Below are 24437 nucleotides of genomic sequence, written 5' to 3'. Positions count from 1 at the left end.
GAAAGTGTTGCTGCAAAAGGAAACCGTCACTCGCCCGCTGTGGTACCGCTGCCGGCTCCACTCCGACCGAATCGGAACTGCTGGCAAGCAGGGACATCGCCGACCGGCCCGGTCGTCGCGAGGGGAGCCGTCACCGCGCCGGCCGGGCGGTCCGCGCACGGGTGCCGCTGGACGGAATGGCATGGCGGCGCAGTGCTCTGCTCGCACCGCCGGGACGCGGCAGGGGCCGTCTGCCGGGCTGCGCGGGAGGGCGCTGTCGCCCGGTCGTTGTCGTCAGGCGCGAAAGTGCCTGCGGGGCAACGGAAACCGGCCAGTGCCGGGGCGCGCCCACCTCGGACGCGCCCCGGCGTACGGTCAGCCGCCGGCGATGTCCCGGAGCGTCGCGACCTCCGCGGTCTGCGTACGGATGATCTGCTTGGCGAGTTTGACGGCGGCCGGGTTGCGGCCGTTCCGCTGTTCGTCGCGCGCCATCGCGATGGCGCCGTTGTGGTGGGCGATCATCATCCGCGCGAACATCGTGTCGAACGCGGTTCCCTTGGCGGCCTTGAGTTTCGCCATGTCCGCGTCGGACATCATGCCGTCGTCCATGCCCATGCCGCCGTGCCCGTCGCCGGCGGCGGGCACCTTCTCGCCCCACCCCCTCAACCAGGACGACATGGTACGGATCTCCGGGTCCTGCGCGCCCGCGATCTGCTTCGCCAAATCCTTCACCTTCGTGCTGGACGCGCGCGACGGTACGAGGGCGGCCATCTCGACGGCCTGCCGGTGGTGCGGGATCATCATCTGCGCGAACATCACGTCCGCGCTGTTGTGGTCGCCCTTGGCGGCGCTGGCGCTGGCGGAGCCGCCCATGCCGGGCATCCCGGAGTGGTCGGTACCCTTCCCGCCGCAGCCCGCGGCGACGGTGAGCACCGCCGCGCCGGCGGTCACGGCCAGCAGGGCACGCCGAACGTACGTGTGTCGGAACATCGTGCGGTCTCGCTTTCGTTGTCGGTACTGGGAACGCGCGCATCGGGACCGGACGGCGGCGTGCCGTCCGGCGCGGCATCTAGACGCGCAGTACCGACGTGGTGGCGAGCAGGTGGCCGACCGGGGACGGCGGCGGCGCGCGCGACCGCCCCCCGGCGTACGACAGGGGCACGACCGGCCGCGCCGTCCGGGTGCGCCGCAGCAGACCCGCGGCGGTGACGGCGAGTGCCAGCAGCGCGGTCAGGATCGCGAGGCACATCAGGCTCGGATCCATGCCGTGCGACCCCGGCGCGGGCCCGTGCACGGCCGTCCCCGGCACCCCATCAGCCAGCTGTGCCGCTCGGACGATCCCGGTATGTGCGGGGCGTGCATCGTGGACGGTTGCGGGTGACCCGTATCGCAGGGCGAGTGACGGGCCGCCGCGCATCGCCTGCGACACAACGGAACCCGGCTCGGCCGTGGACATCGCGTCCGGCGCGCCGGAACCCGCGACGGACGCTGGCAGCCCCACCGGGTACGAAGCCTCGAAGAGTCCGTCGACGGCGCGGTGCGTGGACATGCCGGCCATGCCGTCGTGCCCGGTGGCGGGGTGGCCGAGGGTGTGCATCAGCGCGACGCCGAACGCGAGCAGTACGGCGAGCATCGACCAGCGCGTCACGCGTGTCGGCATCACCGCCTCCTCCCGTACCCCCAGGGGGTGTGCGGGAACCAGGCTACCTCGCGCCGTCGCGCGGGGTCAGTCCTGGGGGCCGTTCCACGACCAGCGCGCGATCGGCAGCCCGGCCGGTACGTCGTCGGCGGAGTCCGGGTAGCGCGCCATGACGGTCGTGGTGGCCCAGGCGAAGTAGTCGTGCAGGGTGCGGCGCAGCGTCTCGTCGGCGTCGAGCCCGGCGTCGGCGAGGGCCTGGTCGAAGCAGGCCACGGCGCGCCGGTCCATCTCCTCGTGCTGCCCGTTGCCGCTGTGCAGCCGCACCACGAACGACTCGTCCCCGTACTGCTCGGAGTACGTGGTGGGGCCGCCGAGCGCTTCGGCCCAGTACGCGGCGAGGCGTTCGGTGTGTTCGGGGTGGTAGCCGTGGCTGAACGCGTGGGCGACGACCTCGTCGGCGAGTACCCGGGCGTGCCAGGCGGCGGCGAGGCGGGTGAGGCCGGCGTCGCCGCCGGCGGCCTCGTACACGGTGCGCGTCATCCCTCCATGCTGCCCGATCGGCCGCGTGAGCGGGCGCCGTCGGCGTGACGCAGGTTGCGCGGGGCGGCTCGGGCGGCGGGAGCGGGCGGCGCCGCTGGTAGCGTCCGGCGGACGACGGGGGACGGGGGTGGCATGGCGGTTCCGTTCGATGCCGGCAGGTCACGACATCCCTCCGTACGGCGGATCGCGGTGCTGCTCGCCGTGCTCGCCGCGACGCTCACCGGGTGCGGTACGGACGATCCGGGCAGGCGGGCGCCGGCCGGCGCGTACGACCACGCGCCCGCGCGGGAGGTCTCCACCGCGACGCCGATCCCGTCGCACGGTCCGGCCCGGGAGGTCACGAAGGTGCTGACCGGCGCCGGCTGGTTCTGCGCGCAGGTACGGTCCAATGCGGACGGATCGGCCCTCTGGTGCCGGACCGCGCGCCGCGACGGGATCGACACCGTCGACGTACAGCAGGCGCACCTGCTGCTGGACCGCCGCGGCCGGCTGGCGTGGGCGGCGTTCCCGCCACCGGACGACGCCCGGGATCCCGCGCCGTACGTGGTGGCCGCGGCCGCGGCGCTGTCCCCGGTCTGGCCCGGCGCCGCGGAACGGGCGCGGCGGGAGATCGACGACCTGGACCGCGACCAGGCCGCGAAGCCGGTACCGCAGCGCACCGAGGTCCCGCGGACCACCTGGCACGACGACCACGCGCGCTACGCGTACTCGGTGCTCGACGGGTTGGTGGCCGCCGCGCGGGACACGAGCGTGCGGCGCTGGCCGTTCGGCGCCGAGCACTACGGCACCCGGATGAGCGACGCCGTCGCCGACCTCCGCGCCGGTGGGTACGACTGCGCCTACCCACCGCAGACCAGCTGCAACCGCACGCAGTCCAACGGGTACTTCCGGGTCACGCTGCGCGGCGAGCGGATCGTGACCGCCGCGTTCGGCATCGGCACCCTGATGGAGCACGGGCGGCAGAACCACCCGTTGACCCAGGAGTTCCCACGCGGCCTCACGTTCCTGACCCCCGCGGTCCGTGCCCCGGTCACCGCCCAGCTCGAACGCTGCCGCCGCACCGGTACCAGCTTCGCCGGGATCGTCGCCGGCACCGTCGTGGTCGTCGACGTCCGCCGCGCCCCGGCGCACTCCGACGACTTCGCCGGGTACGCCGACGTCCGGATCGGCACCCCCCTCCCCGGCGCCTGACCCGCGCCCGTCCACCGCCGCGACCCGGGTCGCGGCGCTTTGCCGTACTTCGCGGGCGGTGCCGCGGCGGTGGTGGTTGGTGGGCGACTGGGCGGTGCGGGTGGCGGGCTCGCGGTACCGAGCGGTGTACCGATTCATCGGATGGGCGATCGAGGTACCGCGAGGTGGCGAGAAAGTTGCTGTTGACTGGCGGAAGGGTGGCACCTAGCATCGGTGAATCGATACATCAGTTTCCTCGCTGTTACGCCGTGATGACGCCCGGCGGCCCGCGCAGGAGCCCCCGACGACGAAGAGGTACTTCAGATGGATCTGAGTCGCAGATCGTTTCTGGCCGCCACCGGGCTGGGTGCGCTGGGACTGGCCTCGACGGCACTGACCGCGGGCTGCTCGACCGACGGCGGCGCCGAGGCGAGCGCCAGCGGGCCGGTCGAGGGTGAGATCACCGTGCTCACCCCGATGTACCAGGGGGCCACGGGCAAGCAGCTGCTGGAGGGCACGCTGCTCAAGCAGTTCCACAAGAAGTACCCGAAGGCGACGGTGAAGGTCGACTACACCGACTACAACTCGCTGAACGAGAAGATCACGACCGGGCTGGCCGGCGGCCTGCTGCCGGACGTGCTGATGATCGGCGTCGGCTGGGTGCCGCCGTTCGCGTACAAGAAGGTGCTGGCGCCGCTGCCCGACTCGGCCGGCACGAAGTACGACTACCAGCCGCGGGTGCTCGCCCCGTCCAAGTACGACGGGAAGCTGTACGCGCTGCCGGTGGTGCTCGACGCGCGGGTGGTGGCGTACCGGAAGGACCACTTCGAGGCGGCCGGGATCAAGGCGCCGCCGAAGGACTGGACCGAGCTGCGCGCGATCGCGAAGGAACTGGCACAGGCCAAGGGCGGCAAGGTGACGCGGGCCGGGTTCGACCCGTTCTCGATCGACCTGCGGCAGTGCTGGGAGAACTTCGTGTTCGCCAACGGCGGCCGGCTGTTCGACGAGTCGGGGCGCAAGGTGCTGTTCGACGACGACCGCGGGGTCGAGGCGCTGCAACTGTTCCTGGACGTGGTGAAGGACAAGGTGGCTGACCCGTCGTTCGCGCCGGCGGCGGGCCAGCCGTCGACGCTGCAGCAGGGCCGCGCGTCGATGATGATGACCGACACCGCGCTGTGGCTGAACATGCAGCAGCAGACGCCGGAGCTGATCGACGAGGACAAGGTCGGCATGTTCGTCCTGCGCAACACCGACGCGGCCATGCTCCAGGGCGGCACGCTCGGCTGCGTGTCGGCGCACAGCCAGCACCGGGCCGCGGCGCAGGCGCTCGTCGAGTTCCTCGCCACCCCCGACGCCGTACTTCCCGCCGCGGAGCAGCGCGGCAGCGTACCGGGCATCTCCAGCCTGCGCGACTCGGCGTACGTGAAGAAGAACAAGCTGGTGGACTTCGCACTGTCCAACTTGGACAAGTCGGTGTCCGAGGGCGGTACGCCGGCGTGGATGGAGATCCGCGAGAAGGTCAAGCCGACGCTGCAGACCGCCGTGGTCGGCCAGCGTACGGCGAAGCAGGCGATCGGCGACCTCGCCTCGGTCGCGAAGGCCGCGATCGGCCGCCTCTGAGTCCACGCGAGACGGTCGTACGGGGCCGGAAAGCCCCGTACGACCGCCGATCCAGCCACAGGAAGGTGCCACCGTGGTGATGACCTCCGCCCGCTCCGCCACCGGTACCCGCCGTACCGGTGCGGACCGGCCGGCACCGGCGACCCGGCGCGTGCGTACCGCGTCGCGGGGTCGCGGGCGCGCCGGCTACCTGATGGTGGCGCCGGCTTTCCTGCACATGGCCCTGTGGACGGGGCTGCCGCTGGTCGCCGCGATCGTCCTCAGCTTCACCTCGTACGACGTGCTCACCCCGCCGAAGTTCATCGGGCTGGGCAACTTCACCGAGATCGCCGGCGACGCGGTGTTCCGCCGCTCGATGGTCAACACCCTGGTGTACGCGTTCTTCACGGTGCCGGTGGCGATGGCCATCGCCCTGGTCATCGCCGTACTCCTGAACGGGCGGCTGCGCGGCCGGTCGCTGTTCCGTACCGCGGTGTTCCTGCCGCAGGTGACGGCGACGATCGCGGTGGCGCTGGTGTGGCTGTGGATCTACAACCCGCAGGGCGGCCTGGCGAACGCGGTCCTGTCGTTCCTCGGCCTGAGCCCGGTCAACTGGCTGTCCTCGACGACCTGGGCGATGCCCGCGGTGATCGTGGTCGGCATCTGGCAGGGCATCGGGTTGAAGATGCTCATCTACCTGGCCGCGCTCCAGGGCCTCCCCTCCGACCTGTACGAGGCGGCCAGCGTCGACGGCGCCTCGAAGGTGCGGCAGTTCTTCGCGATCACGCTGCCGCTGCTGCGCCCCGCAACGTTCTTCGTGTTCGTCACGTCGGTGATCGGCGCGTTCCAGTCGTTCGACCAGATCTACATCCTGACCGACGGCGGCCCCGCCAACACCACCACGATGATGACGTACCAGGTGTACAAGTCGGCGTTCCGCGAGTTCCGCATGGGGTACGCGTGCGCGGAGTCGTTGGTGCTGTTCGCTTTCCTGATCGTGCTGACGATCCTGAACCGCCGGATGATCGGGGGTACCGATGGCAACCGCTGAGCGGCAGGTGACCCGCCCGCCCGTACGGATCGGCCGCATCGCCGGCCGGACCGTGCTGTACGTGGCGCTGGGCGTGATCGCGGTCGTGATGATCGCGCCGTTCGCCTGGATGGTACTGACGTCGCTGAAGACGCCGGCGGACATCGCGTCGTCGGTGCCGCCGTGTACGCCCGCAACAGCCTCATCATCGCCGTCGGGCACACCGTGCTGAACGTGGTGTTCGCGTCGATGGCCGGGTACTCGCTGGCGCGCCTGCCGTACCGGGGGCGCACGCTGCTGTTCTACTCGTTCGTCGCGGCGCTGATGATCCCGACGTACACGAAGATCCTGCCGGAGTTCCTGATCGTCCGGTTCATGCCGCTGGCCGGCGGCAACGACATCCTCGGCCAGGGCGGTACCGGCTGGCTGAACACGTGGTGGGCGCTGATCATCCCGGGCGCGATCACGCCGTTCGCCGTGTTCCTGTTCCGGCAGTTCTACGTGGACCTGCCGGTGGAGCTGGAGGAGGCGGCGCGGCTCGACGGTGTCGGCGAGTTCGGCATCTACGCGCGCATCATGACGCCGCTGGTGAAGCCGGCGGTCACCACGGTCGCGCTGCTGACCTTCCAGGAGTCGTGGAACAACTTCCTGTGGCCGCTCCTGGTGACGCAGAAGGACAGCATGCGCGTCATCCAGGTCGGCCTGTCGGTGTTCCAGACCGAGAACCACACGCAGTGGCAGTTCCTGATGGCCGGTACGACGCTCGCCACGCTGCCGATGGTCCTGCTGTTCCTCGCCGGCCAGCGGTACTTCGTGCAGGGCCTGGCCACCACCGGCATCAAGTAACCCCCCCGTCCGCGGTGCGGCCGCCCGACCCCCGGCGGCCGCACCGCCCCCTGAACCGACCGCGCCGAGAGACCCGCACCAGCTCACATCCCTTGCACCGCAGCGAAACCCGTCCATCCTCCCAACCCCCCGGAGGTACCGGTGAAACCTGCGCAGATCCCGCTCGTCCTCGCCGCCGTGGCCCTGGCAGCCGTCGTACCGGCGGGCCGCGCGTCGGCCGCCGCCGTCGACGTGTACGTGGCGCCCGGCGGCAGCGACTCGGCCGCCGGCACGCCCAGCGCACCGTACGCGACGATCCAGCACGCGCTGGACGTCGCCGGACCCGGCAGTACCGTGCACCTCGCGTCCGGGCACTACGCGCAGGACGCGGCCACGAAGTACACGGACGTGACGGTGACCGGGCCGGCGGACGCCGTGGTGACCGGCGGCGGCGCCTCGCACGTGTTCGAGGTCGACCACCACCAGACGACGCTGACCGGCTTCACGATCGACGGCGCGAACGGCGGCAACTACCGCAACAAGCTCGTCTACGCCGACGGCGCCGACGACCTGACCATCGCCGACATGCACCTGAAGAACGCCGGCGGCGAGTGCCTGCACCTGATCGACTCCTCGCAGGACTCGGAGGTCGCCGACAACCACATCACCGGCTGCGGCCGGTACGGGCCGGACCCGGACACCGGCTTCATCAACGGCGAGGGCATCTACGTCGGCGCGGCGCTCAGCCACCAGCAGCAGACCGGCGTCACGGACGCCAGCAACGGCAACTGGATCCACGGCAACGCGATCGACACCGACGGCGGCAGCGAGTGCGTCGACATCAAGGAACACTCGACCGGCAACATCGTCGAGAACAACACGTGTACCGGCGTGGCCGAGGCCGGCTCCGGCGCGATCGACCTGCACGGCAACGGGAACGTCATCCGGAAGAACACGGTGACCGACACCGCCGCGGCCGGCGTGCGGCTCGGCGGGACGGCAGAACCGGACGGTACGCCCAACGGCACCGGCAACGACGTGTACGCCAACACGATCACGGGCAACGGCGCGGGCGGCATCAAGTTCCTCGTCGTACCGCAGGGCACGGTGTGCGGCAACACGATGTCCGGCAACACCGGGGGCAACGCGGTCGGCACGTACGCGAGCCAGTTCCAGCCGACCGCGGCGTGCCCGGCGGTACGCCGTGGCTGACCGCCGGGGTTTCCTGCGCGGCGCCGCGGTCGGCCTGGGCGCCACCGTCCTGACCGGCGGCCGCGCCGCCAGCGCCGCACCGGTCGACGGCACCCGCAGCGACTGGGCCGCCAGCTGGTACACCGCGCAGAGCGCGCCCACCGTGACGGATACCTTGGCGTACAACGGTTTCCGGGACGCTACGGTACGGTCGGTGGCGCGGCTGTCGGCCGGCTCGCGGCGGGTCCGGCTCCGCTTCGCCAACCCGTACGCCGACGCCGCGGTGACCGTGGGTCCGGTGACCGTCGCGCGGCGCCCCGCCGGTACGACGGGGGCCAGCGCAGCGGTGGATCCCGCGTCGCTGCGGGCCGTGACGTTCGGCGGCGAGCCGGTGGCGTCGCTCCCGGCCGGCGCCACGCTCACCAGCGACCCGGTCGATCTGGTCGTGCCGCACGCCGGCGACCTGGTCGTCTCCGCGTACCTGCTTGGGCCGACCGGCCCGGTCGCCTTCCACCGTGGAACCCACGCCACCGGGTACGTGTCGATCCCCGGGGACCACACCGGCGGTGGCGCGGAGGCGTACCCGACGACGACGCCGTCGGTGTTCCTGCTGGCCGCGGTCGAGGTCGCCGGGGCCGCGCGCGGGCTGGCGATCCTCGGCGACTCCATCACCGAGGGCGTCGGTACGCCCGACGACACCAACCAGCGCTGGCCGGACCGGCTCGCCGACCGGTACCCGGGTATCGCGGTGGCGAACCTCGGCATCAGCGGGAACCGGTTGCTGCTCGACGATCCGCGGTTCGGGCCGGGCGCGCAACGCCGGTTCGACCGGGACGTCGCCGGACTGTCCGGTGTGGACACCGTGCTGGTCTTCCTCGGCATCAACGACATCCAGCAGCCGCCCAGCCAGACCGACCCGGCCGCGATCCTCGCCGCGTACCGGCAGCTTGCGGTGCGGGCGCGGGGCCGCGGGCTGCGCGTCGTCGGCGCCACGATCACCCCGTTCGAGGGCTGGCAGCGGTACACGCCGGCGCTGGACGACGTGCGCGGCGCGGTGAACGCCGGGCTGCGCACCGGGCGCGTGTTCGACGCGCTCGTCGACTTCGACGCCGTACTGCGGGATCCGGCGCGGCCGAGCCGGCTGCTCCCCGCGTACTCCAGCGGTGACGGCCTGCACCCCAACGCGTCCGGTGCCGCCGCGCTCGCCGCGGCCGTACCGGCCGACGTCCTGTTCCGTTCGTGACACGGGAAGGGAACACCATGCCATCCTCCGACGGCGTCCGCGTGGCGCGCCGTACGTTGCTCGGCGCGGCCGGTGCCGGCGCGGTGGTCGGGCTCACCGGGCTGCCGAGCGTCGCCCTGGCCGGCACCGCGAAGCCGACCGACGCGCTGCGGCAGCGGTGGTTCGACCAGCTCACCGGCGGCGCCGACCTGGACCCGACCGACCCGGACATCGCCGTCGCGGTACGCCGGATCGAGAAGGCCGCCACCTCCGCACTGTCCACACTGGACACCAGCGCGGGCCGTACGGTGCTGTGGAAGGACCTGGCGAGTACGACCGCGTCGCACGACGTGACCGCGAACTTCTCGCGCATCGCGCAGATCGCGAACTCCTGGGCCACCGTCGGCACCGCGCACCACGGCGACGCGACCGTCGCCGACACGGTGCTCGGCGCCCTGGACTGGATGTCCGAGCACCGCTACAACACCACCCTCACCCGGTACGACAACGACTGGGACTGGGAGATCGGCGCACCGACCCAGCTCAACAACACCATGGTGCTGCTGTACGACGTCATCGGCGCCGACCGGCTCGCCCGGCTCACCGGCGCGGTCGACTTCTACACACCGGACCCGAACCTGTGGCGGATCGACCGGCAGATCGCGACCGGCGCCAACCGGGTCTGGATCGCCACCGTGGTCGCGGTCCGCGCCGTGCTCGACGGCGACACCGCCGCGCTGCTCCGGGTCCGCGACGCGCTGTCCGATGTGGAGGGTGGCGGCGCGAACTCCGTCTTCGCGTACGCCGACGCGGGCAACGGTACCGGCGAGGGGTTCTGGGCCGACGGATCGTACCTCCAGCACTGGATGCACCCGTACAACGGCGGGTACGGCAAGGAACTGCTCAACACGCTGTCCGGCCTGCTGCACCTGATCGGCGACAGCGACTGGCAGGTCACCGATCCCGCCGCGGCCCACGTGTACGAGTGGATCGACGAGGCGTTCGACCCGCTGCTGATCCGCGGCGACGTGGTGCACTCGGTGTGCGGCCGGGAGATCGCCCGGCCCAGCAAGCAGGGCCACGTGGCCGCGCAGACCATCATCGAGGCGACGCTGCGGCTCATTCCGGCCGCGCCCGCGGACACCGCGACCCACCTGACCGCGCTGGCGAAGCGCTGGATCACCGAGGACACCTACCGCGACTTCCTTACCGTCACCGACATCTCGTCGCTGGTGGCCGCCCGCTCGGTACTCGCGTCCGCGGTGCCGGCCGACCCGCGTCCGGTGCGGCACAAGCAGTACCCGCGGATGGACAAGGCGGTGCACCGCCGCCCGACGTTCTCCTACTCGGTCTCCGCCTACTCCAGCCGGATCTACGACTACGAGTCGATCCAGAACGAGAACCTGCACGGCTGGCACCTGTCCGACGGCATGGTGCTGCTCTACACCGACGATCTCGGGCACTACAGCGGCGACTACTGGCCGACCGTCGACCCGTACCGGTTGGCGGGGACCACTGTGGACAGTGCCCGGCTGGCGGACGCCGCCGGCCAGCGTACGGTGAGCGCCGCGACGTGGGTCGGCGGTGCCGCCGTCCCGGGCGCAACCCTTGCCGCGTACGGGATGGACCTGCGCGGGGTGGGCTCGACGCTGCGGGCGTACAAGAGCTGGTTCTTCGTGGACGACGCCGTGGTGTGCGTCGGCAGCGGGATCACCGGCGGCGCCGCGACCGTGGAGACGGTGGTGGAGAACCGGAAGCTCGCCGACGCCACCGCGGCGTTCACTGTGGACGGTGCGCGGCACACCGGGACCGGCACGCTGGAGCGGGTGTCGTGGTGCCACCTCGACGGCACCGGCGGGTACGTGTTCCCGACCCGCCCGACGCTGCATGCGTTGCGGGAGAACAGAACCCACACCTGGCGCGAGATCAACCTCAAGTACGGCACGGACACCCCGGTGACGCGGCCGTACCAGACGCTGTGGCAGGACCACGGGACCGCGCCGACCGACGGCTCGTACCGGTACGTGCAGCTGCCGATGGCCAGCGCGGCGGTGACCCGGCGCTGGGCCGACGATCCGCCGGTCCGGATCGTCGCCGCCGATGCCACCGCCCACGCGGTCCGCGGCGCCGGACTCGACGCGGTCAACTTCTGGACCGCCGGTACGGTCGGGCCGCTCACCGCCGACGGCGCGTGCTCGGTCGTACTCACCAAGCGCGGCAACAGAAGTACGGTCGCCGTCGCCGACCCGACGCAGGGCCGCGGCACGCTGACCGTGGACCTGGCGCAGCCGCTGACCCCGGTCGCCGCGGTCGACGGGGTGACCGTCACCCGCACGCGCGGCGGCGTACGGATCGGCGTGGACACCGCGGCGCGCACCCCCGGTGCCACCGTCGCGATCGAGTTCAGGAAGGACTGACGTGCTCGTCGACATGCCGCTCGACCGGCTCCGGGAGTACCGGCCGGATCCGGCGGAACCGGCCGACTTCGACCAGTTCTGGAAGGACACGCTGGCCGGACACGACGCGGTGACCGCCGAGTTCGTGCCGTACGACGCGAAACTGTCCACAGTGGAGGTACAGGACGTGACGTTCACCGGCTGGGGCGGCCAGCCGGTGAAGGCGTGGCTGCTGCTGCCCCGGCAGCGCACCGGCCCGCTGCCCGCCGTCGTGCAGTACATCGGCTACAACGGCGGCCGCGGCGTCCCGTACGAGTGGCTGACGTGGAGCGCCGCCGGGTACGCGCACCTGGTGATGGACAACCGCGGGCAGGGCGGTGGCGGCAAGACGATCGCCGAGACGCCGGACGTCGCGCCGGACGGGCACGGCTCGTCGTCGCCCGGCTTCCTCACCCGCGGCGTGGAGGACCCGGCCCGGCACTACTACCGCCGGCTGATCACCGACGCGGTCCGCGCCGTCGACGCCGCGAAGGCCAGCCCGGACGTGGATCCCGCGCGCGTCGCGGTGCTCGGCGGCAGCCAGGGCGGCGGGCTCGCGCTCGCCGCCGCCGGGCTGCGCGACGACCTGGCCGCGATGATCGCCGACGTCCCGTTCCTGTGCCACTACCGGCGCGCCTCGCAGATCACCGACACCGGGCCGTACGCGGAGATCGCGCGGTTCCTCAAGGGCCACCGGTTCGCCGCCGACGGCGTACTCGACACGCTGTCGTACTTCGACGGCGTCAACTTCGCCGCCCGCGCCACGTGTCCCGGCTGGTTCTCGGTCGGGCTGATGGACAACGTGTGCCCGCCGTCGACCGTCTTCGCCGCCTACCACCGGTACGCCGGCGACAAGCAGATCGAGATCTTCACCTACAACGGCCACGAGGGCGGCGCCGAGTACGACCTGCCGCGCAAGCTGACCGCGCTGCACGCGACGCTGGGCGTACCGGGGACGGGGGAGTGATGGCGAGGCGATGGCTGGCCGCGGTGCTCGCGGCCGGATGCGTGGTGCTGTGGGCGAACCCGGCGTCCGCCGGGCGCCGGGTCGACGTGTCCGTCTCCGACTCGGCGACGCTCGCCGCGGCGATGTCCGCCGCCACCGCCGGCAGTACGATCGTGCTGGCGGACGGCGACTACACGATCGGCAAGCTGGCGGCGAAGCTCGGCACGAAGGACGCGCCAGTCACCATCCGCGCGGCGCACCCCGGCAAGGCCCGGATCACCGCCGGCCAGCTGGAGATCAAGGACTCCGAGTACGTGACCGTGCGCGGGCTCGACTGGGCCAACGCCAACACCCTGAAGGTCACCGCCTCCCGGCACGTGCGGCTCACCGACAACCACTTCCGCCTCGGTACGCCGGCCGGTACGCACTGGGTGCTGATCTCCGGGGAGAACAGCGGCCACAACCGCATCGACCACAACACGTTCGAGCACAAGACGCTGCTCGGCAACTACGTCACCGTCTACGGTGGACAGTCCCAGGTCTCCCAGTACGACCGGATCGACCACAACCTGTTCGCCGACGAGGCCGCGCAGACCGCGAACGGCGGCGAGGCGATCCGGCTCGGCGTCAGCCAGCTCTCCGAGTCGAGCGCGCACGCGACCGTGGAGTACAACCTGTTCTCGAACTGCGACGGCGACGCCGAGATCGTCTCGGTGAAGACGAGCGACAACACCGTGCGGTACAACACGTTCCGGGAGTCGGCGGGCGTGCTGTCCGCCCGCCGCGGCGACCGGAACTCGTTCTACGGCAACGTGTTCCTCGGCGGTGGCAAGCCCGGCACCGGAGGCATCCGGCTGTACGGCGAGGACCAGCGGGTGTACGACAACTACTTCGCCGGACTGACCGGATCCGGTTTCACCGCGGCGATCCAGCTCGACGGCGGTACGGTCACCGCGGACGCCGACCACACCGACCCGTCGCTCTGGGCCCAGCACTGGCAGGTGCGGCACGCCGTCGTCACGCACAACACGTTCGTCGGCAACGTGTCCAACGTGGAGACCGGCGCGAACTACACGTACCCACCGGTGGACAGCGTCGTCGCGGACAACGTCGTCGTCGGCTCCACCGGCGCCCTGTACCGCGAGGCGAAGGCGCCGACCGGCCAGACGTACCAGGGGAACATCGCCTGGCCGACCGGGGACGCGACCGTCGGGCTTGACCTGCCCGCCGACCAGATTCGCGTGGTGGACCCGAAACTGGCCGCCGACGGCGAGATCGCGCACCTGACGGCCGGCAGCCCGGCGATCGACGCGGCTACCGGCTCCTTCCCGTACGTGACCGACGACGTCGACGGGCAGCCCCGGGACGCCCGCCCGGACGCCGGCGCCGACGAACTGTCGACCGCGCCGGTCACCCGCCACCCACTCACCACCGCGGACGTCGGTACGTCCTGGTGACCACCGGACGGCCCGGCGCTCACCCGTCGGGCCGTCCGTACCGGATCGCCGCTGGAGCCCTCGGCATGTGCTGGTGAGCCGGCTGGCGCTGCCGCCGCTGAGCCCGGCCCGGTGGGGTCGGGCGAACCGCAGGACGCGGCGCAGCGCCACGGCACGGCCCGGCGATCTCTCCGTTGCCAGGCCGTCCTGCGCGTCACGCCGCCGATACGACCGCGGCGAAGTCCGCCGCGTGCCGGCGGGCGAACTGCGCGAACGTCGTCGGCTCGACGCCGAATGCCCGGTGCGCGCTCAGATCGACGCGGCTGTCGGGGGAGTTGCGGCGCCCCGCGTAGATCTCGTCCAGCAGGTCGAGTACGTCCGGGCCGAGACCCTCGGCGGCGTGCAGCGCGCGCTTGCGTTCCGCCGTCACGGGCTCGTACCGGTAGGGCCGGCCGCTCGCGGCGGTGATCAGCTCGGCGACCTCGGCCATGCTGAGCGCGTCCGGCCCCGTCATGTCGTACGCCCGGCCGGCGGTGCCGTCGGCGCCCATCATCGCCACCGCGACCCGCGCGATGTCCTCGATGTCCACAGGGGACAGTCGGCTGTCGCCGATCGGCATGACGAGCGCGCCGCGGCGCGCGTCGACGCCGGTCAGCGAGCCCGGCAGGTAGAACTGCATGAACTGGCTGGGCCGCAGGTGCGTCCAAGCCAGCCCGGACTCCTCCAGGTACCGCTCGATCGCGAGGTGCCAGCGGGTGCCGCGGAACGCCTGCGGATCGAACGTGGTGCCCGACTCCTTGCCGCTCAGCTTGACGATGTGGCCGACCCCGGCCGCCTGCGCCGCGTCGATGAACCGGCACTGGGTGCCGACCATGTCGTCGCGCGGCGACGAGATCATCAGTACCTTGTCGACGCCGTCGAGCGCCGCGCCGAGCGACTCCGGTACCCGCATGTCACCGGTGACGACCTCGATCCCCGGCAGCTCCCGCAGCCACGGCGAGGCAGCCGGATTCCTTGCCAGTACACGGATCGGGACGTGTTGGCGGGCGAACTCGCGGACCACGATCGCGCCGGCGTTGCCGGTGGCGCCTGTCATCATGTGCATTGCGGTGTCTCCTCGGAGGTCGTGGCGAGATGAGGCAGGCCGAACCGGGGGAACAGCAACGGATCGTGGATCATGTCGATCCGCGCCACCCCGGTCGGACCGACCGTGAGCAGTTGCAGGGCGTGCGCGCGGTGCACGCCGCCGTGGCCGCGGGCGTACAGGCCGAAGGCGGGTTGGTCGTTGGCGGTGGTGGGCAGCATCCGCAGCGCGCCCGGGCCGGTGAGCCGCCGGCGCAGGAACCGCGCGACGTGCTCGCGCCCCCGGAACCACGTCGGTACGGGCGGCATCTCCAGGACGGCGTCCGCGGCGAGCACCCGTACCAGCTCGTCCACGTCGGCGTGCTCGAACGCCGCGGCGTAGCGCCGGATCAGGTTGCGGCGCAACGGATCCGTCGGCTCGACCACGTCGTACCCGTCGGGTGCGGTGCGGGCGAGCTGGGCGCGGGCGCGTTGCAGCGCGCTGTTGACCGCCGCCGTCGTGGTGTCGAGCAGGTCGGCGACCTCGTCGGCGCGGAACATCAGCACGTCGCGCAGCACGAGTACGGCGCGCTGCCGGCCCGGCAGGTGCTGCAACGCCGCCACGAACGCCAGCCGTACGGTGGCGCGCGACTCGGCGACGGCCGCCGGGTCCAGCTCGGCCGCGGACACCGGCTCCACCCACGCCACCTCCGCCGTACGCGGGGCCAGGTCGCCGGCCGGATCGGCGGCCGGCGCGCCCAACCCGGACGGCAGCGCCCGCCGGCTCCGGCCCGCGAGCGCGCGCAGGCAGACGCGGGTGGCGATCCGGTACAGCCAGGTCCGCACCGACGAGCGCCCCTGGAACCCGTCGAACCCGCGCCACGCCCGCAGGTACGTGTCCTGCACGGCATCGTCGGCGTCGTGCGGCGAGCCGAGCATCCGGTAGCAGTACGCGAAGATCTCCCGCCGGTACGGCCCGGCCGTGTCCTCGAACCGGGTCACCGGCCGACCTGGGCGGTGTCGAACACGACGGTGTCGGCGACGACCCGACCCCCGCGTACGGTCACGTGGTCGACGGTGCGCAGGGTGCCGAACGGCCCGGTGTGCATGTCGTAGCAGACGACCGCCTCGTCGTCCCCGCCGTACGCGGCGACCACGTCGACCCCGGTCACCGCCGCCGCGAACTCGCCGATCGCCGCCGCCACCGCGCCCGCACCCGTCAACCTGGTACGCGGGCTCTCGAAGACCACGTCGTCGTGCAGCAGCGCGGTCACCGCCGTCAGGTCCCGCCGGCCGAACGCCTCGACGAACGCCACCGCAACCGGCACCGCGGCCCCCACCGACCGGTACGCGCCGAGCACCGTCGCCTCGGTGGCGTCAGGCCCACGCACCACCCGGTCGCCGATGTCCCGCTGGAACCGCCCGAACGCGTCCAGACCCGGCAGTACCGGGGCGTCGGTGGTCGTCGCCAGGTGCACGAACTCCGCGGCGCCGGACAGTTCCACCGCGGTGTAGTCGAGGCCGGTCGGACGTTCCCGGCGCAACTGCGCGAACACGTCCCCGATCAGCCGCCGGTTCTCCGCCGCCGCGTCCTCGCGGGTGCGGTACCGCACCACCACCGTCCTGCCCATGTCGCCACCCCTCGTCGATCCGTACCCTTCACCGGTACAGATCCCGCCGGGGCGGCGAACTCATCGGCCCGCCGGCCGGCGCGTCAGGCGGGCGGCGCGGTGGACGCGCGGGTGACCAGTTCCGGGCGGATCAGCAGGGAGTGGCCGGGGCCCGTCGACGGGCTCTCCATCCGGCTGCGCAGGTTGTCGAACGCGGTCGCGGCCATGTCCGCCAGCGGCTGCCGTACGGTCGTCAGCGCCGGGTCGACGAGGTCGGCGAGCACGATGTCGTCGAACCCGACCACCGACACGTCGGTACCGACCGTCAGTCCCGCGTCCCGGATCCCCGCGTACACGCCGAGCGCGCACATGTCGTTGATGGCGACGATGCCGGTCGGACGGTCGGGACCGGACAGCACCTCGTGCGCCGCCGTACGCCCGAGGCCGGCGGCGTCCAGGTCGCCGAACCGGTCGCCGTCGCCGTCGGAGAAGACGACCGCGTCGTCGATGCCGAGGCCGGCGCTGTCCAGCGCGGCACGGAAACCCTGGAAGCGTTCCTTGCGGTTGACGCTGCCCAGCGCCCCGGACACGAACGCCAGGCGCCGGTGCCCCAGCGACAGCAGGTGCTCGGTGGCGAGCTGGGCGCCGACCACGTTGTCCACGCTGATGTTGGTGAGCCCGGCCGGGTCGCCGGCCTGCGCCGTACGGTCGAACGTGACGAGCTTCAGCCCCCGCTTCACCAGCGGCAGTACGTGCGTCAGCGACGGCAGCGAGGTGCAGAGGATCACCCCGGTGACCCCGTCGTCCCACAGCTCCTCGACGTAGCCCCGCTCGCGTTCCGGGTCGCGCTCGGAGTTGCAGAGCAGCACGTGGTACCCCTCGGTGAGCGCGGCGCCCTCGACGTGCCGCGCGAACGCGCCCCAGAACGGGTTCGCCACCGACGGCACGACCAGCCCGATCACCTGTACCCGACCGCTGCGCAGCTGCCGTGCCGCGCGGTTGGGCCGGTAGCCGAGGCGGCGGATCGCGGCCTCGACGCGGGCGCGGGTCTCGGGGAGCATCCGGCCGGAGCGGCCGTTGAGGAGGTTCGAGACGGTGCTGGGGGAGACACCGGCCTCCCGGGCCACCTCGTAGATCGTCACGCCCATCGGCCGCCCCCGCTAGTGCATCGGTTCATCGCGTTGCCCACTCTACCGTTCCGCGTCACCGTCCCGTCCGGCACGGCGTGATGTAGATGATCGCGGCACCGGTTCGCACCCGTTGACAGGTCCATTGGCCCCGCTTAACGTAAGTGTACCGGTACACCGGTAAATCGATACATCGAGGCGCCGGCCGCCGGACCCCCGACCCACCGAGCAAGCCGAGGACGGATCCTTCATGACCTTCGATCTGACGGGTACCCGCGCGCTGGTCACCGGCGCCGGGCACGGCATCGGCCGCGGCATCGCGTACGCGCTGGCCGACGCCGGCGCCGACGTCGTCGTGCACCACGGCCACAGTGCCGAGGCCGCCGCCGAGACGGTGACCGGCGTGCAGGGGCGCGGGCGCAAGGCGACCGCGATCGCCGCCGACGTGACCGTCACCGCGGAGGTCGACCGGCTCGTCGCCGAGTCCGTGTCGTACCTCGGCGGGCTGGACGTCGTGGTGTGCAACGCCGGCCACCTGGTCGGCCGCGCCGCCACCGAGACCATGACCGACGAGCACTTCGCCGCCACCGTCGACGTCAACCTGACCGCCACGTTCCGCACGGTACGGGCGGCGATCCCGGCGCTGCGCGAGTCCGGCCGCGGCCGGATCGTCACCATGGCCTCGCTCGCCGCGCACAACGGCGGCGGTCCCGGCTCCGCGGCGTACGCGGCGGCCAAGGCCGGCATCATCGGCCTCACCCGCGGCCTCGCCAAGGAACTCGCCGGCGACGGCATCACCGTGAACGCGCTGGCCCCCGGGTACATCGCGCAGACGGCGTTCCACGAGACGTTCACGCCCGCGGCGGCGCAGGAGGCGATGGTCGCCGGGATCCCGGTCGGACGCGGCGGAACCACCGCCGACGTCGGCGCCACCGTCGTCTACCTCGCCGCCGCTGAAGCCGGCTTCATCACCGGCAAGACGCTCGACATCGACGGCGGCGTGTGGCCGCGATGACCGACGTCGTCCTGCCCGCCGTACGCGGCGGCTGGTGGCACGCGTACGTCTGCCCGGCGCACGGTACCGAGCTGGCGCACGACACGCTGCTGTCCGGCGCGTTCCCCGCCGGCGGAGCGGCCTGCCCGTACGGCTGCCGGGTCGACACCGACGCGGTACGCGGCGCCTGGGCGGCGCTGGCCCACCAGGCGTGCGCGCGCCGGATCCGGCTGCTGGCGTACGAGGAGCCGGAGCGCGCGGTGACGCTGCTGGGCGAGTACGCCGAGCGGTACGCGGGGCTGGCGGTGGACGTGCACGCCGGCGGGCAGGACTGGATGCTGCGCGGCAGGCTGTTCCACCAGGCGCTCAGCGACGCCATCTGGGCGGTGTCCATCGGGCACGCCGCGTGGACGCTCGCCGGCGTACCGGGGGTCGAGGCGGCGGTACCGCTGCTGCGGTCGGTGGCCGCCGCCGCCCGCGACGCCCGCGCGGAGCTCGTCGCGCAGGGCCGGTTCGACTCCAACTACACCGCCTGGCTGAACGCGGCCGGCGCGGTCGCCACCGGCGCGCTGACCCGGATCGCCGCCACCACAACGGATCCCGCACATGGCTTAGCAGGCTCCGCTCGTGGCGAGGCTGCGGATCCCGCTCGCGACGACGCGGCCGGTTCGGCCCGCGACGACGCGACGGATCCCGCCCCCGGCGGCGCGGCGGCGGACTGGCTCGGGGGCGAGTATGGCGTGTACGCGCATGTGCTGGCGGCGTCCGCGGCGGACGGCTGGGAGTGGGAGGCCAGCACGTACTACCACGGCTTCGTGCTGCGGGCGTACCTGCTGGCGTTGCGGGGGACCGACCCGGCGGCGCTGCCCGCCGCGGTGGGGGAGCGGATCACCGCGATGATCGGTGCGGTGGCCGGGATCGCCACCGACGGCGGCATTCTGCCCGCCCTGCACGACGGCCCGTACGTGCGGGATCTGACGGCGCTGGAGTGGACCGAACTGTGCACGCTGGCCGACGCGTACACCAGCGGCGCGGGGCTGGCGGCGGTCGGTGAACGGGCGCGGCGCGAGGCCGGCCCCGCGTACGACGGGCTCGACGCGCACCTGCATGGCTGGTTCTCCGCGCCGCCGCGTACCGGGAGCGAACCGGACGCGGTGCCGGTGCGCCGGACCTTCGCCGACGCGGGCCTGACCGTGTTGCGGGGCAACGGGATCCTCGCGCTGCTCGACCACGGGCCGCACGGCGGATCGCACGGCCACCACGACAAGCTCGCCCTCTACCTGTACGGCGCGGACACCGCCTGGCAGCCCGATCCGGGCCAGGTCCCGTACGCGCACGCGTTCTGGCGGAACCACTTCGCCGGCCCGGCGGTGCACCCCGCGGTACTCGTGGACGGCGTCGAACCGGCCGAGTGTACGGCCAGAACCGTTGCGGTGTCGGCGAACGCGGTCACCGCCGAGGTGACCGACGCGTACCCGGGGGTGCGGGTGGTGCGGCACGTCGAGGCCGCCGACGGCTACCTGCTCGACGTCGTCACCGTCGACGCCGACTCCCCGGTACGGCTCGCGCTGTGTCCCGCGGTGCCGGTGGAGACCGACGGCGCGCGTACCCGGTGGCTCGGCGACGAGACGCTGCACGGCTGGCACGCCGGCGCCGGGACGGCCCCGATCGTCGCGTACCCGGGGCCGGGGACGGCGGACGACCCGCAGGCGACCCGCACCTGGCTGGACTGGCCGGCACCCGACGGCACCGCCACCTTCTGCTCGGTGTACCAGGCGGGCGCGGCGACCGTCACCGGTGTCACTCTGGCCGACGGTGTACTCGTCGTGCTCCTGGCGGACGGCACCGAGCACCGGCACGACACGGAAACGTTGCGGCACAACGGAACCGAAGAGGGGTAGCGGATGCTGTTGCTGGACGGGCGGTTGGCCGAGCTGCGCGCGGCTGTCACCGGGACGCACGCGGCGCGCTGGCGTCGCCTCGCCGACCAGTGCGACGTCTACCGGACCATGACGCCGCCGGCCGAGCACCCGCGCGCCAGCATCACGTACTTCGGCCCGGCTGCGGCGAACCTGGCGCTGGCGTACACGCTGAGCGGGCAGCCGGGGTACCTCGACGAGGCGTGGCGGTGGATCTCGACGGCGATCTCCTTCCCGCACTGGGGAAAAGCGCACCTGCCCGACCACGACCTGGACGCCGGCTGGCTGCTGCACGGCCTGTCGGTGGCGTACGACTGGCTGCGCGACGAGCTGCCCGCCGACCGCGCGGATGCGTTGCGGGACAAGCTGATCCTGCAGGGTGAGCGGCTGTACGAGTACGCGGTGGAGACCGAGGGCCGCTGGTGGTCCTCGTCGTACAGGCAGAACCACAACTGGATCTGCTACGCCGGCCTGGCCACCGTCGGGTACGCGCTGGACCGTCCGAAGTGGACGGAGCGGGCGAAGGACAACTTCGCCCGCGTCGTCGACCTGCTGCCCGCCGACGGCTCCGACTCCGAGGGCGTCGTCTACTGGCGCTACGGCGTGCCCTGGCTCGCCACGTACCTGGATCTGTTGTGGCGCACCGAGAAGGTCGACTGGTGGCAGCGCTGCCGGTTCCTCGCCAACACGTTCGACTTCCGGCTGCACCAGAGCGCGCCCGGCTTCGAGCTGATCGTCGACCACGGCGACTGCCACGACCGGCGCAGCGGCCACAGCCTCGCGCTCTACCACACCATCGCCGCCCGCTACCGGGACGGCCGCGCCCGCTGGCTCGCCGACGAGGTCGAACGCCGCTGGTACTGGCGCGAGGCGTACGCGGCGGGCGTCAAGCCGGGGCTGCTCGCCGAGGCGTACGCGGAGCTGCTGGCGTACGACCCGACCGTCGAACCCGAACCGCCGACCGCAACCGCCGCGTACTTCCCGGATCTGGGCCTGGTCGCGGCGCGCACCGGCTGGGACGACGAGGCCACGGCGGTCAGCATCAAGGCTGCGCCCGGCGGCGGCCACACCGCCTGGGACACCTCGCACTCGCTGCCCGGCGAGACCCTCAGCGCCGGCCACCACCACCCCGACGCCGGCTCCTTCGTGTACCTGTCGCACGGCGCGCACCTCGTCGTCGAGGACGGCTACAGCAACCGCAAGCGCGCCGGCCACCACAACACCGTGCTCGTCGACGGCCACGGCTGGGCCGACGAGGACAGATACCATGTGTACCAAGGGATCCCGTACGAGCGGCAGCCGCGGATGCGGGACGCGTACACCGGCAACGGCTGGGCGTACGGCACGGCCTCGTCGGCGGCGATGTACGATCCGGCGCTCGGCGTGCGGCGGCTCGACCGGACGTTCGTGTTCACCCCGCTCGGCCGGCTCGTGCTGCTCGACGAGCTGTCCGCCGACACCGCCCGGGAGTGGACGTTCCTGCTGCACACCGACTGGGGCGCCGAGGAGCTTTCCGTTGGTACGTACCGGATCCGGTCGGGGAACGGGCAGGCGTGGGTGCGGCAGTACCCGCCGGACGGCAGCGTCGCCGCGCACGTCGTGACCTCCGTCGAGGCCAACCCGACGTCCAGCACGCCCGACCTCGCCATCACCCACACCCTGCGCACGCTGCGGGTCAGCACGCCGCGCCAGGCCGACTCGGTCTTCCTCACCGTCCTCGAACCCACCCACGCGCTGCGCCCCGTACCGCAGGCCGCCCGCCGCCTCGACTGCACCACCGGGTACGGCATCGACCTCGGCGACGAGACCGTTCTGCTCGGCGGCGCAGACCGGCACATCACGTACGACGGGATCGACGCCGACGCCGCCGCGCTCCTGACCGGCGCCGACGGCGTGGTCACCACGATCGGCCACGTCTCTCACGCTGGCGGTAGCGTGCACGACAGCGGGCCGGTGACCGGTGCGCTCGGCGACGGCAGGTCCCGGTGACCCGCCCGGCGCTCGCGCGCAGCGTGCCGGCAGCGGCCGGTGGGCGCGCGGTTCCGTTGCGGCACAACGGGACCGTACGGACGGGAGGGACGATGGCGGGCGGACGGCGGTGGTCCGGGCGGCTGCTGCGCGGCCTGGAGTTCGTCGCGTACCCGGCGACCGCCGGCGCGGCCGGCGCCCTGCTGGCGGTGGGGATCGTGACGTGGCTGCCCGCGCTCGCCGCCACCGCCCGCGGCCTCCAGGACTGGCGCACCGACGGCGAAACCCGCCTGTTCCGCGCCGTACTCCGCGCCTTCGCCCGATACCGCCGCACCCTGCTGCCACACAGCGCGACCGGACTCGCCGCCGCCGTCCTGCTCGCCGCCAACCTGTACTTCCTGTCCGGCCGCACCGGACTCGCCGCCTTCGCCCTGTTCTTCGGGCAGGTCGGCATCCTCGCCCTGTTCGTGCTCTACCACCTGGCCGTCGCGGTCTGCGCCGCACGCGACCCCGACGGTACGCCCGCGCGCTGGCGCCGGGCCGCGCTGGCGTTCGCGTTCGGCGCGCCCTCGCGCGGCCTGGGGCTGCTCGCCACCGCCGCCGCCGCGCCGATCCTGACCGTGGTCCTGCCGCTCGGCCCGATCCTGTTCGGCGCCAGCATCCCCCTGCTCTACGGCCTGTACCTGGCCGACCGCCTCGACGCCGACACGGCACCCCGCGCACGCACCCGACAGGGGAGTACGCGATGAGGCGGCCCACCGGCGCGCTCGCGATGAACCGCCGCACGTACGACTGGCTCGTGACACCGGAACGCCTGGCCCGCCTCGGCGACCTGCTCGACCTGCGCCCCGGTGTCCTCACCGCACCCGACGCCGACACCCTGCGCGGCGTCGAAATCCTCGTCACCGGCTGGCGCTGCCCGCCGCTGCCGGCCGACCTGCCCGACCTGCGCGGTGTCTTCCACACCGCCGGCACCGTCCGCCAGATCGTCCCCGACACGTACTTCGACCGCGGCGTGCGCGTCGTCACCGCCGCCGACGCCGGTGCCGTACCGGTCGCCGAGTTCACGCTCGCCGCGATCCTGTTCGCCAACAAGCGCGTCCTGCGCGCCGCCCGGGAGTACCGGGTGCGGCAGAGCCTGGACGCGCGGGACGCCGTGCCCGACGCCGGCAACCTCGGCAAGCGCGTCGGTCTCGTCGGCGCCTCCCGCGTCGGCCGCCGCGTCGTACGGCTGCTCGCGCCGTTCGACCTCACCGTACGGGTCGCCGACCCGTACCTGTCCGACGCGGACGCGGCCGAGCTGGGCGTCGCCCGCGTCGACCTCGACGAACTGCTCGCCACCAGCGACGTCGTGTCCCTGCACGCGCCGTCCACGCCCGCGACCCGGCACCTGCTCGACGCCCGCCGCCTCGCGCTGCTGCCCGACGGCGCCACCCTCGTCAACACCGCCCGCGGCGCGCTCGTCGACCACGACGCGCTGCTGGCCGAACTGCGCACCGGCCGGCTCGACGCCGTACTCGACGTCACCGACCCCGAACCGCTCCCGCCCGACTCCCCGTACTGGACGCTGGCGAACGTGCTGCTCACCCCGCACCACGCCGGCGCGTTCAACCCCGTCGAGTCCGGCCGCCAGCTCGATCTCGTACTCGACGAACTCGACCGCTACCTCCACGGCGCGCCCCTGCGCCACGAGGTACTTCCCGCCGCGCGCACGTACACGGCCTGACGGTCCCGTGGACGGCGCC

The 24437-nt window shown here is 72.7% G+C and carries 22 protein-coding genes; 15 read left to right on the top strand and 7 right to left on the bottom strand.

Features of this window, described 5'->3' with window-relative positions; translation table 11 throughout:
- Nucleotides 1–354: 354 nt before the first annotated feature.
- From Aru02nite_RS11430 to Aru02nite_RS11420, 3 genes are all read right to left on the bottom strand, one after another.
- Nucleotides 355–969: a DUF305 domain-containing protein gene (locus Aru02nite_RS11430; RefSeq protein ID WP_203657411.1), complete on the bottom strand. Its 615-nt coding sequence runs from the start codon at nt 967–969 to the stop codon at nt 355–357.
- A gap of 79 nt (nt 970–1048) precedes the next feature.
- Nucleotides 1049–1639, bottom strand: coding sequence for a hypothetical protein (locus Aru02nite_RS11425; protein WP_203657410.1), 591 nt, complete (start codon nt 1637–1639; stop codon nt 1049–1051).
- A gap of 66 nt (nt 1640–1705) precedes the next feature.
- Entirely contained in the window at nt 1706–2158 is a 453-nt protein-coding gene (locus Aru02nite_RS11420; RefSeq protein ID WP_203657409.1) for a group II truncated hemoglobin, read from the bottom strand.
- Between the two features lie 132 nt (nt 2159–2290).
- Here Aru02nite_RS11420 and Aru02nite_RS11415 point away from each other — a divergent pair, with 132 nt between their 5' ends.
- The 10 genes from Aru02nite_RS11415 (at nt 2291) to Aru02nite_RS11370 (ending at nt 14033) form a co-directional block, all read left to right on the top strand.
- Nucleotides 2291–3349 carry a hypothetical protein gene (locus Aru02nite_RS11415; RefSeq protein WP_203657408.1) on the top strand — a complete coding sequence of 353 codons (1059 nt, stop codon included), beginning with the start codon at nt 2291–2293 and terminating at the stop codon, nt 3347–3349.
- Between the two features lie 303 nt (nt 3350–3652).
- Nucleotides 3653–4948 (top strand): ABC transporter substrate-binding protein, encoded by a 1296-nt coding sequence (locus tag Aru02nite_RS11410; RefSeq protein ID WP_203657407.1) that lies wholly within the window; start codon nt 3653–3655, stop codon nt 4946–4948.
- Nucleotides 4949–5027: 79 nt separating this feature from the next.
- Nucleotides 5028–5978, top strand: a complete 951-nt coding sequence (locus Aru02nite_RS11405; protein ID WP_203657566.1) for a carbohydrate ABC transporter permease — start codon at nt 5028–5030, stop codon at nt 5976–5978.
- Complete coding sequence (locus tag Aru02nite_RS11400) at nt 5965–6189, top strand: hypothetical protein (RefSeq protein ID WP_203657406.1); 225 nt, start codon at nt 5965–5967, stop codon at nt 6187–6189. The genes Aru02nite_RS11405 and Aru02nite_RS11400 overlap by 14 nt, the downstream gene beginning before the upstream one ends.
- Complete coding sequence (locus tag Aru02nite_RS11395; RefSeq protein WP_203657405.1) at nt 6141–6803, top strand: carbohydrate ABC transporter permease; 663 nt, start codon at nt 6141–6143, stop codon at nt 6801–6803. The genes Aru02nite_RS11400 and Aru02nite_RS11395 overlap by 49 nt, the downstream gene beginning before the upstream one ends.
- Before the next feature lie 141 nt (nt 6804–6944).
- On the top strand, nt 6945–7994 hold the full coding sequence (locus tag Aru02nite_RS11390; protein WP_203657404.1) for a right-handed parallel beta-helix repeat-containing protein: 1050 nt from the start codon (nt 6945–6947) through the stop codon (nt 7992–7994).
- Nucleotides 7987–9216 (top strand): GDSL-type esterase/lipase family protein, encoded by a 1230-nt coding sequence (locus tag Aru02nite_RS11385; protein ID WP_203657403.1) that lies wholly within the window; start codon nt 7987–7989, stop codon nt 9214–9216. Before Aru02nite_RS11390 ends, Aru02nite_RS11385 begins: the two co-directional genes overlap by 8 nt.
- A 17-nt stretch (nt 9217–9233) precedes the next feature.
- A complete protein-coding gene (locus Aru02nite_RS11380) occupies nt 9234–11612 on the top strand; it encodes a polysaccharide lyase 8 family protein (protein ID WP_203657402.1) in 2379 nt (792 codons plus the stop codon).
- Between the two features lie 13 nt (nt 11613–11625).
- Nucleotides 11626–12597, top strand: a complete 972-nt coding sequence (locus tag Aru02nite_RS11375; protein ID WP_203657565.1) for an acetylxylan esterase — start codon at nt 11626–11628, stop codon at nt 12595–12597.
- Nucleotides 12597–14033 carry a polysaccharide lyase 6 family protein gene (locus Aru02nite_RS11370; protein ID WP_203657401.1) on the top strand — a complete coding sequence of 479 codons (1437 nt, stop codon included), beginning with the start codon at nt 12597–12599 and terminating at the stop codon, nt 14031–14033. The genes Aru02nite_RS11375 and Aru02nite_RS11370 overlap by 1 nt, the downstream gene beginning before the upstream one ends.
- Nucleotides 14034–14226: 193 nt before the next feature.
- On the opposite strand, the gene Aru02nite_RS11365 is transcribed toward Aru02nite_RS11370, so the two are convergent.
- The 4 genes from Aru02nite_RS11365 to Aru02nite_RS11350 form a co-directional block, all read right to left on the bottom strand.
- Nucleotides 14227–15117 (bottom strand): SDR family oxidoreductase, encoded by an 891-nt coding sequence (locus Aru02nite_RS11365; RefSeq protein WP_203657400.1) that lies wholly within the window; start codon nt 15115–15117, stop codon nt 14227–14229.
- Nucleotides 15108–16076 (bottom strand): sigma-70 family RNA polymerase sigma factor, encoded by a 969-nt coding sequence (locus Aru02nite_RS11360; protein WP_203657399.1) that lies wholly within the window; start codon nt 16074–16076, stop codon nt 15108–15110. Before Aru02nite_RS11360 ends, Aru02nite_RS11365 begins: the two co-directional genes overlap by 10 nt.
- Complete coding sequence (locus Aru02nite_RS11355; RefSeq protein WP_203657398.1) at nt 16073–16705, bottom strand: nuclear transport factor 2 family protein; 633 nt, start codon at nt 16703–16705, stop codon at nt 16073–16075. Before Aru02nite_RS11355 ends, Aru02nite_RS11360 begins: the two co-directional genes overlap by 4 nt.
- A gap of 83 nt (nt 16706–16788) precedes the next feature.
- The gene (locus Aru02nite_RS11350) at nt 16789–17832 is read right to left on the bottom strand and encodes a LacI family DNA-binding transcriptional regulator (RefSeq protein ID WP_203657397.1); all 1044 of its coding nucleotides are present in this window, start codon (nt 17830–17832) and stop codon (nt 16789–16791) included.
- A 229-nt stretch (nt 17833–18061) separates the two neighbouring features.
- Between Aru02nite_RS11350 and Aru02nite_RS11345 the strand changes: the two genes are divergently transcribed.
- From Aru02nite_RS11345 to Aru02nite_RS11325, 5 genes are all read left to right on the top strand, one after another.
- A complete protein-coding gene (locus Aru02nite_RS11345) occupies nt 18062–18826 on the top strand; it encodes an SDR family NAD(P)-dependent oxidoreductase (RefSeq protein WP_203657396.1) in 765 nt (254 codons plus the stop codon).
- Nucleotides 18823–20706, top strand: a complete 1884-nt coding sequence (locus tag Aru02nite_RS11340) for a heparinase II/III domain-containing protein (protein ID WP_203657395.1) — start codon at nt 18823–18825, stop codon at nt 20704–20706. Before Aru02nite_RS11345 ends, Aru02nite_RS11340 begins: the two co-directional genes overlap by 4 nt.
- 3 nt (nt 20707–20709) lie before the next feature.
- Nucleotides 20710–22713, top strand: a complete 2004-nt coding sequence (locus Aru02nite_RS11335) for a DUF4962 domain-containing protein (protein ID WP_203657394.1) — start codon at nt 20710–20712, stop codon at nt 22711–22713.
- Between the two features lie 92 nt (nt 22714–22805).
- Entirely contained in the window at nt 22806–23441 is a 636-nt protein-coding gene (locus Aru02nite_RS11330; RefSeq protein ID WP_203657393.1) for a hypothetical protein, read from the top strand.
- Entirely contained in the window at nt 23438–24418 is a 981-nt protein-coding gene (locus tag Aru02nite_RS11325) for a hydroxyacid dehydrogenase (RefSeq protein WP_203657392.1), read from the top strand. Before Aru02nite_RS11330 ends, Aru02nite_RS11325 begins: the two co-directional genes overlap by 4 nt.
- Nucleotides 24419–24437 lie beyond the last annotated feature (19 nt).

Source organism: Actinocatenispora rupis (genome assembly GCF_016861975.1).
Lineage (GTDB): Bacteria > Actinomycetota > Actinomycetes > Mycobacteriales > Micromonosporaceae > Actinocatenispora > Actinocatenispora rupis.
The sequence above is the reverse complement of the archived record's forward strand: the minus strand, read 5'-3'. Positions and strand labels throughout refer to the sequence as shown.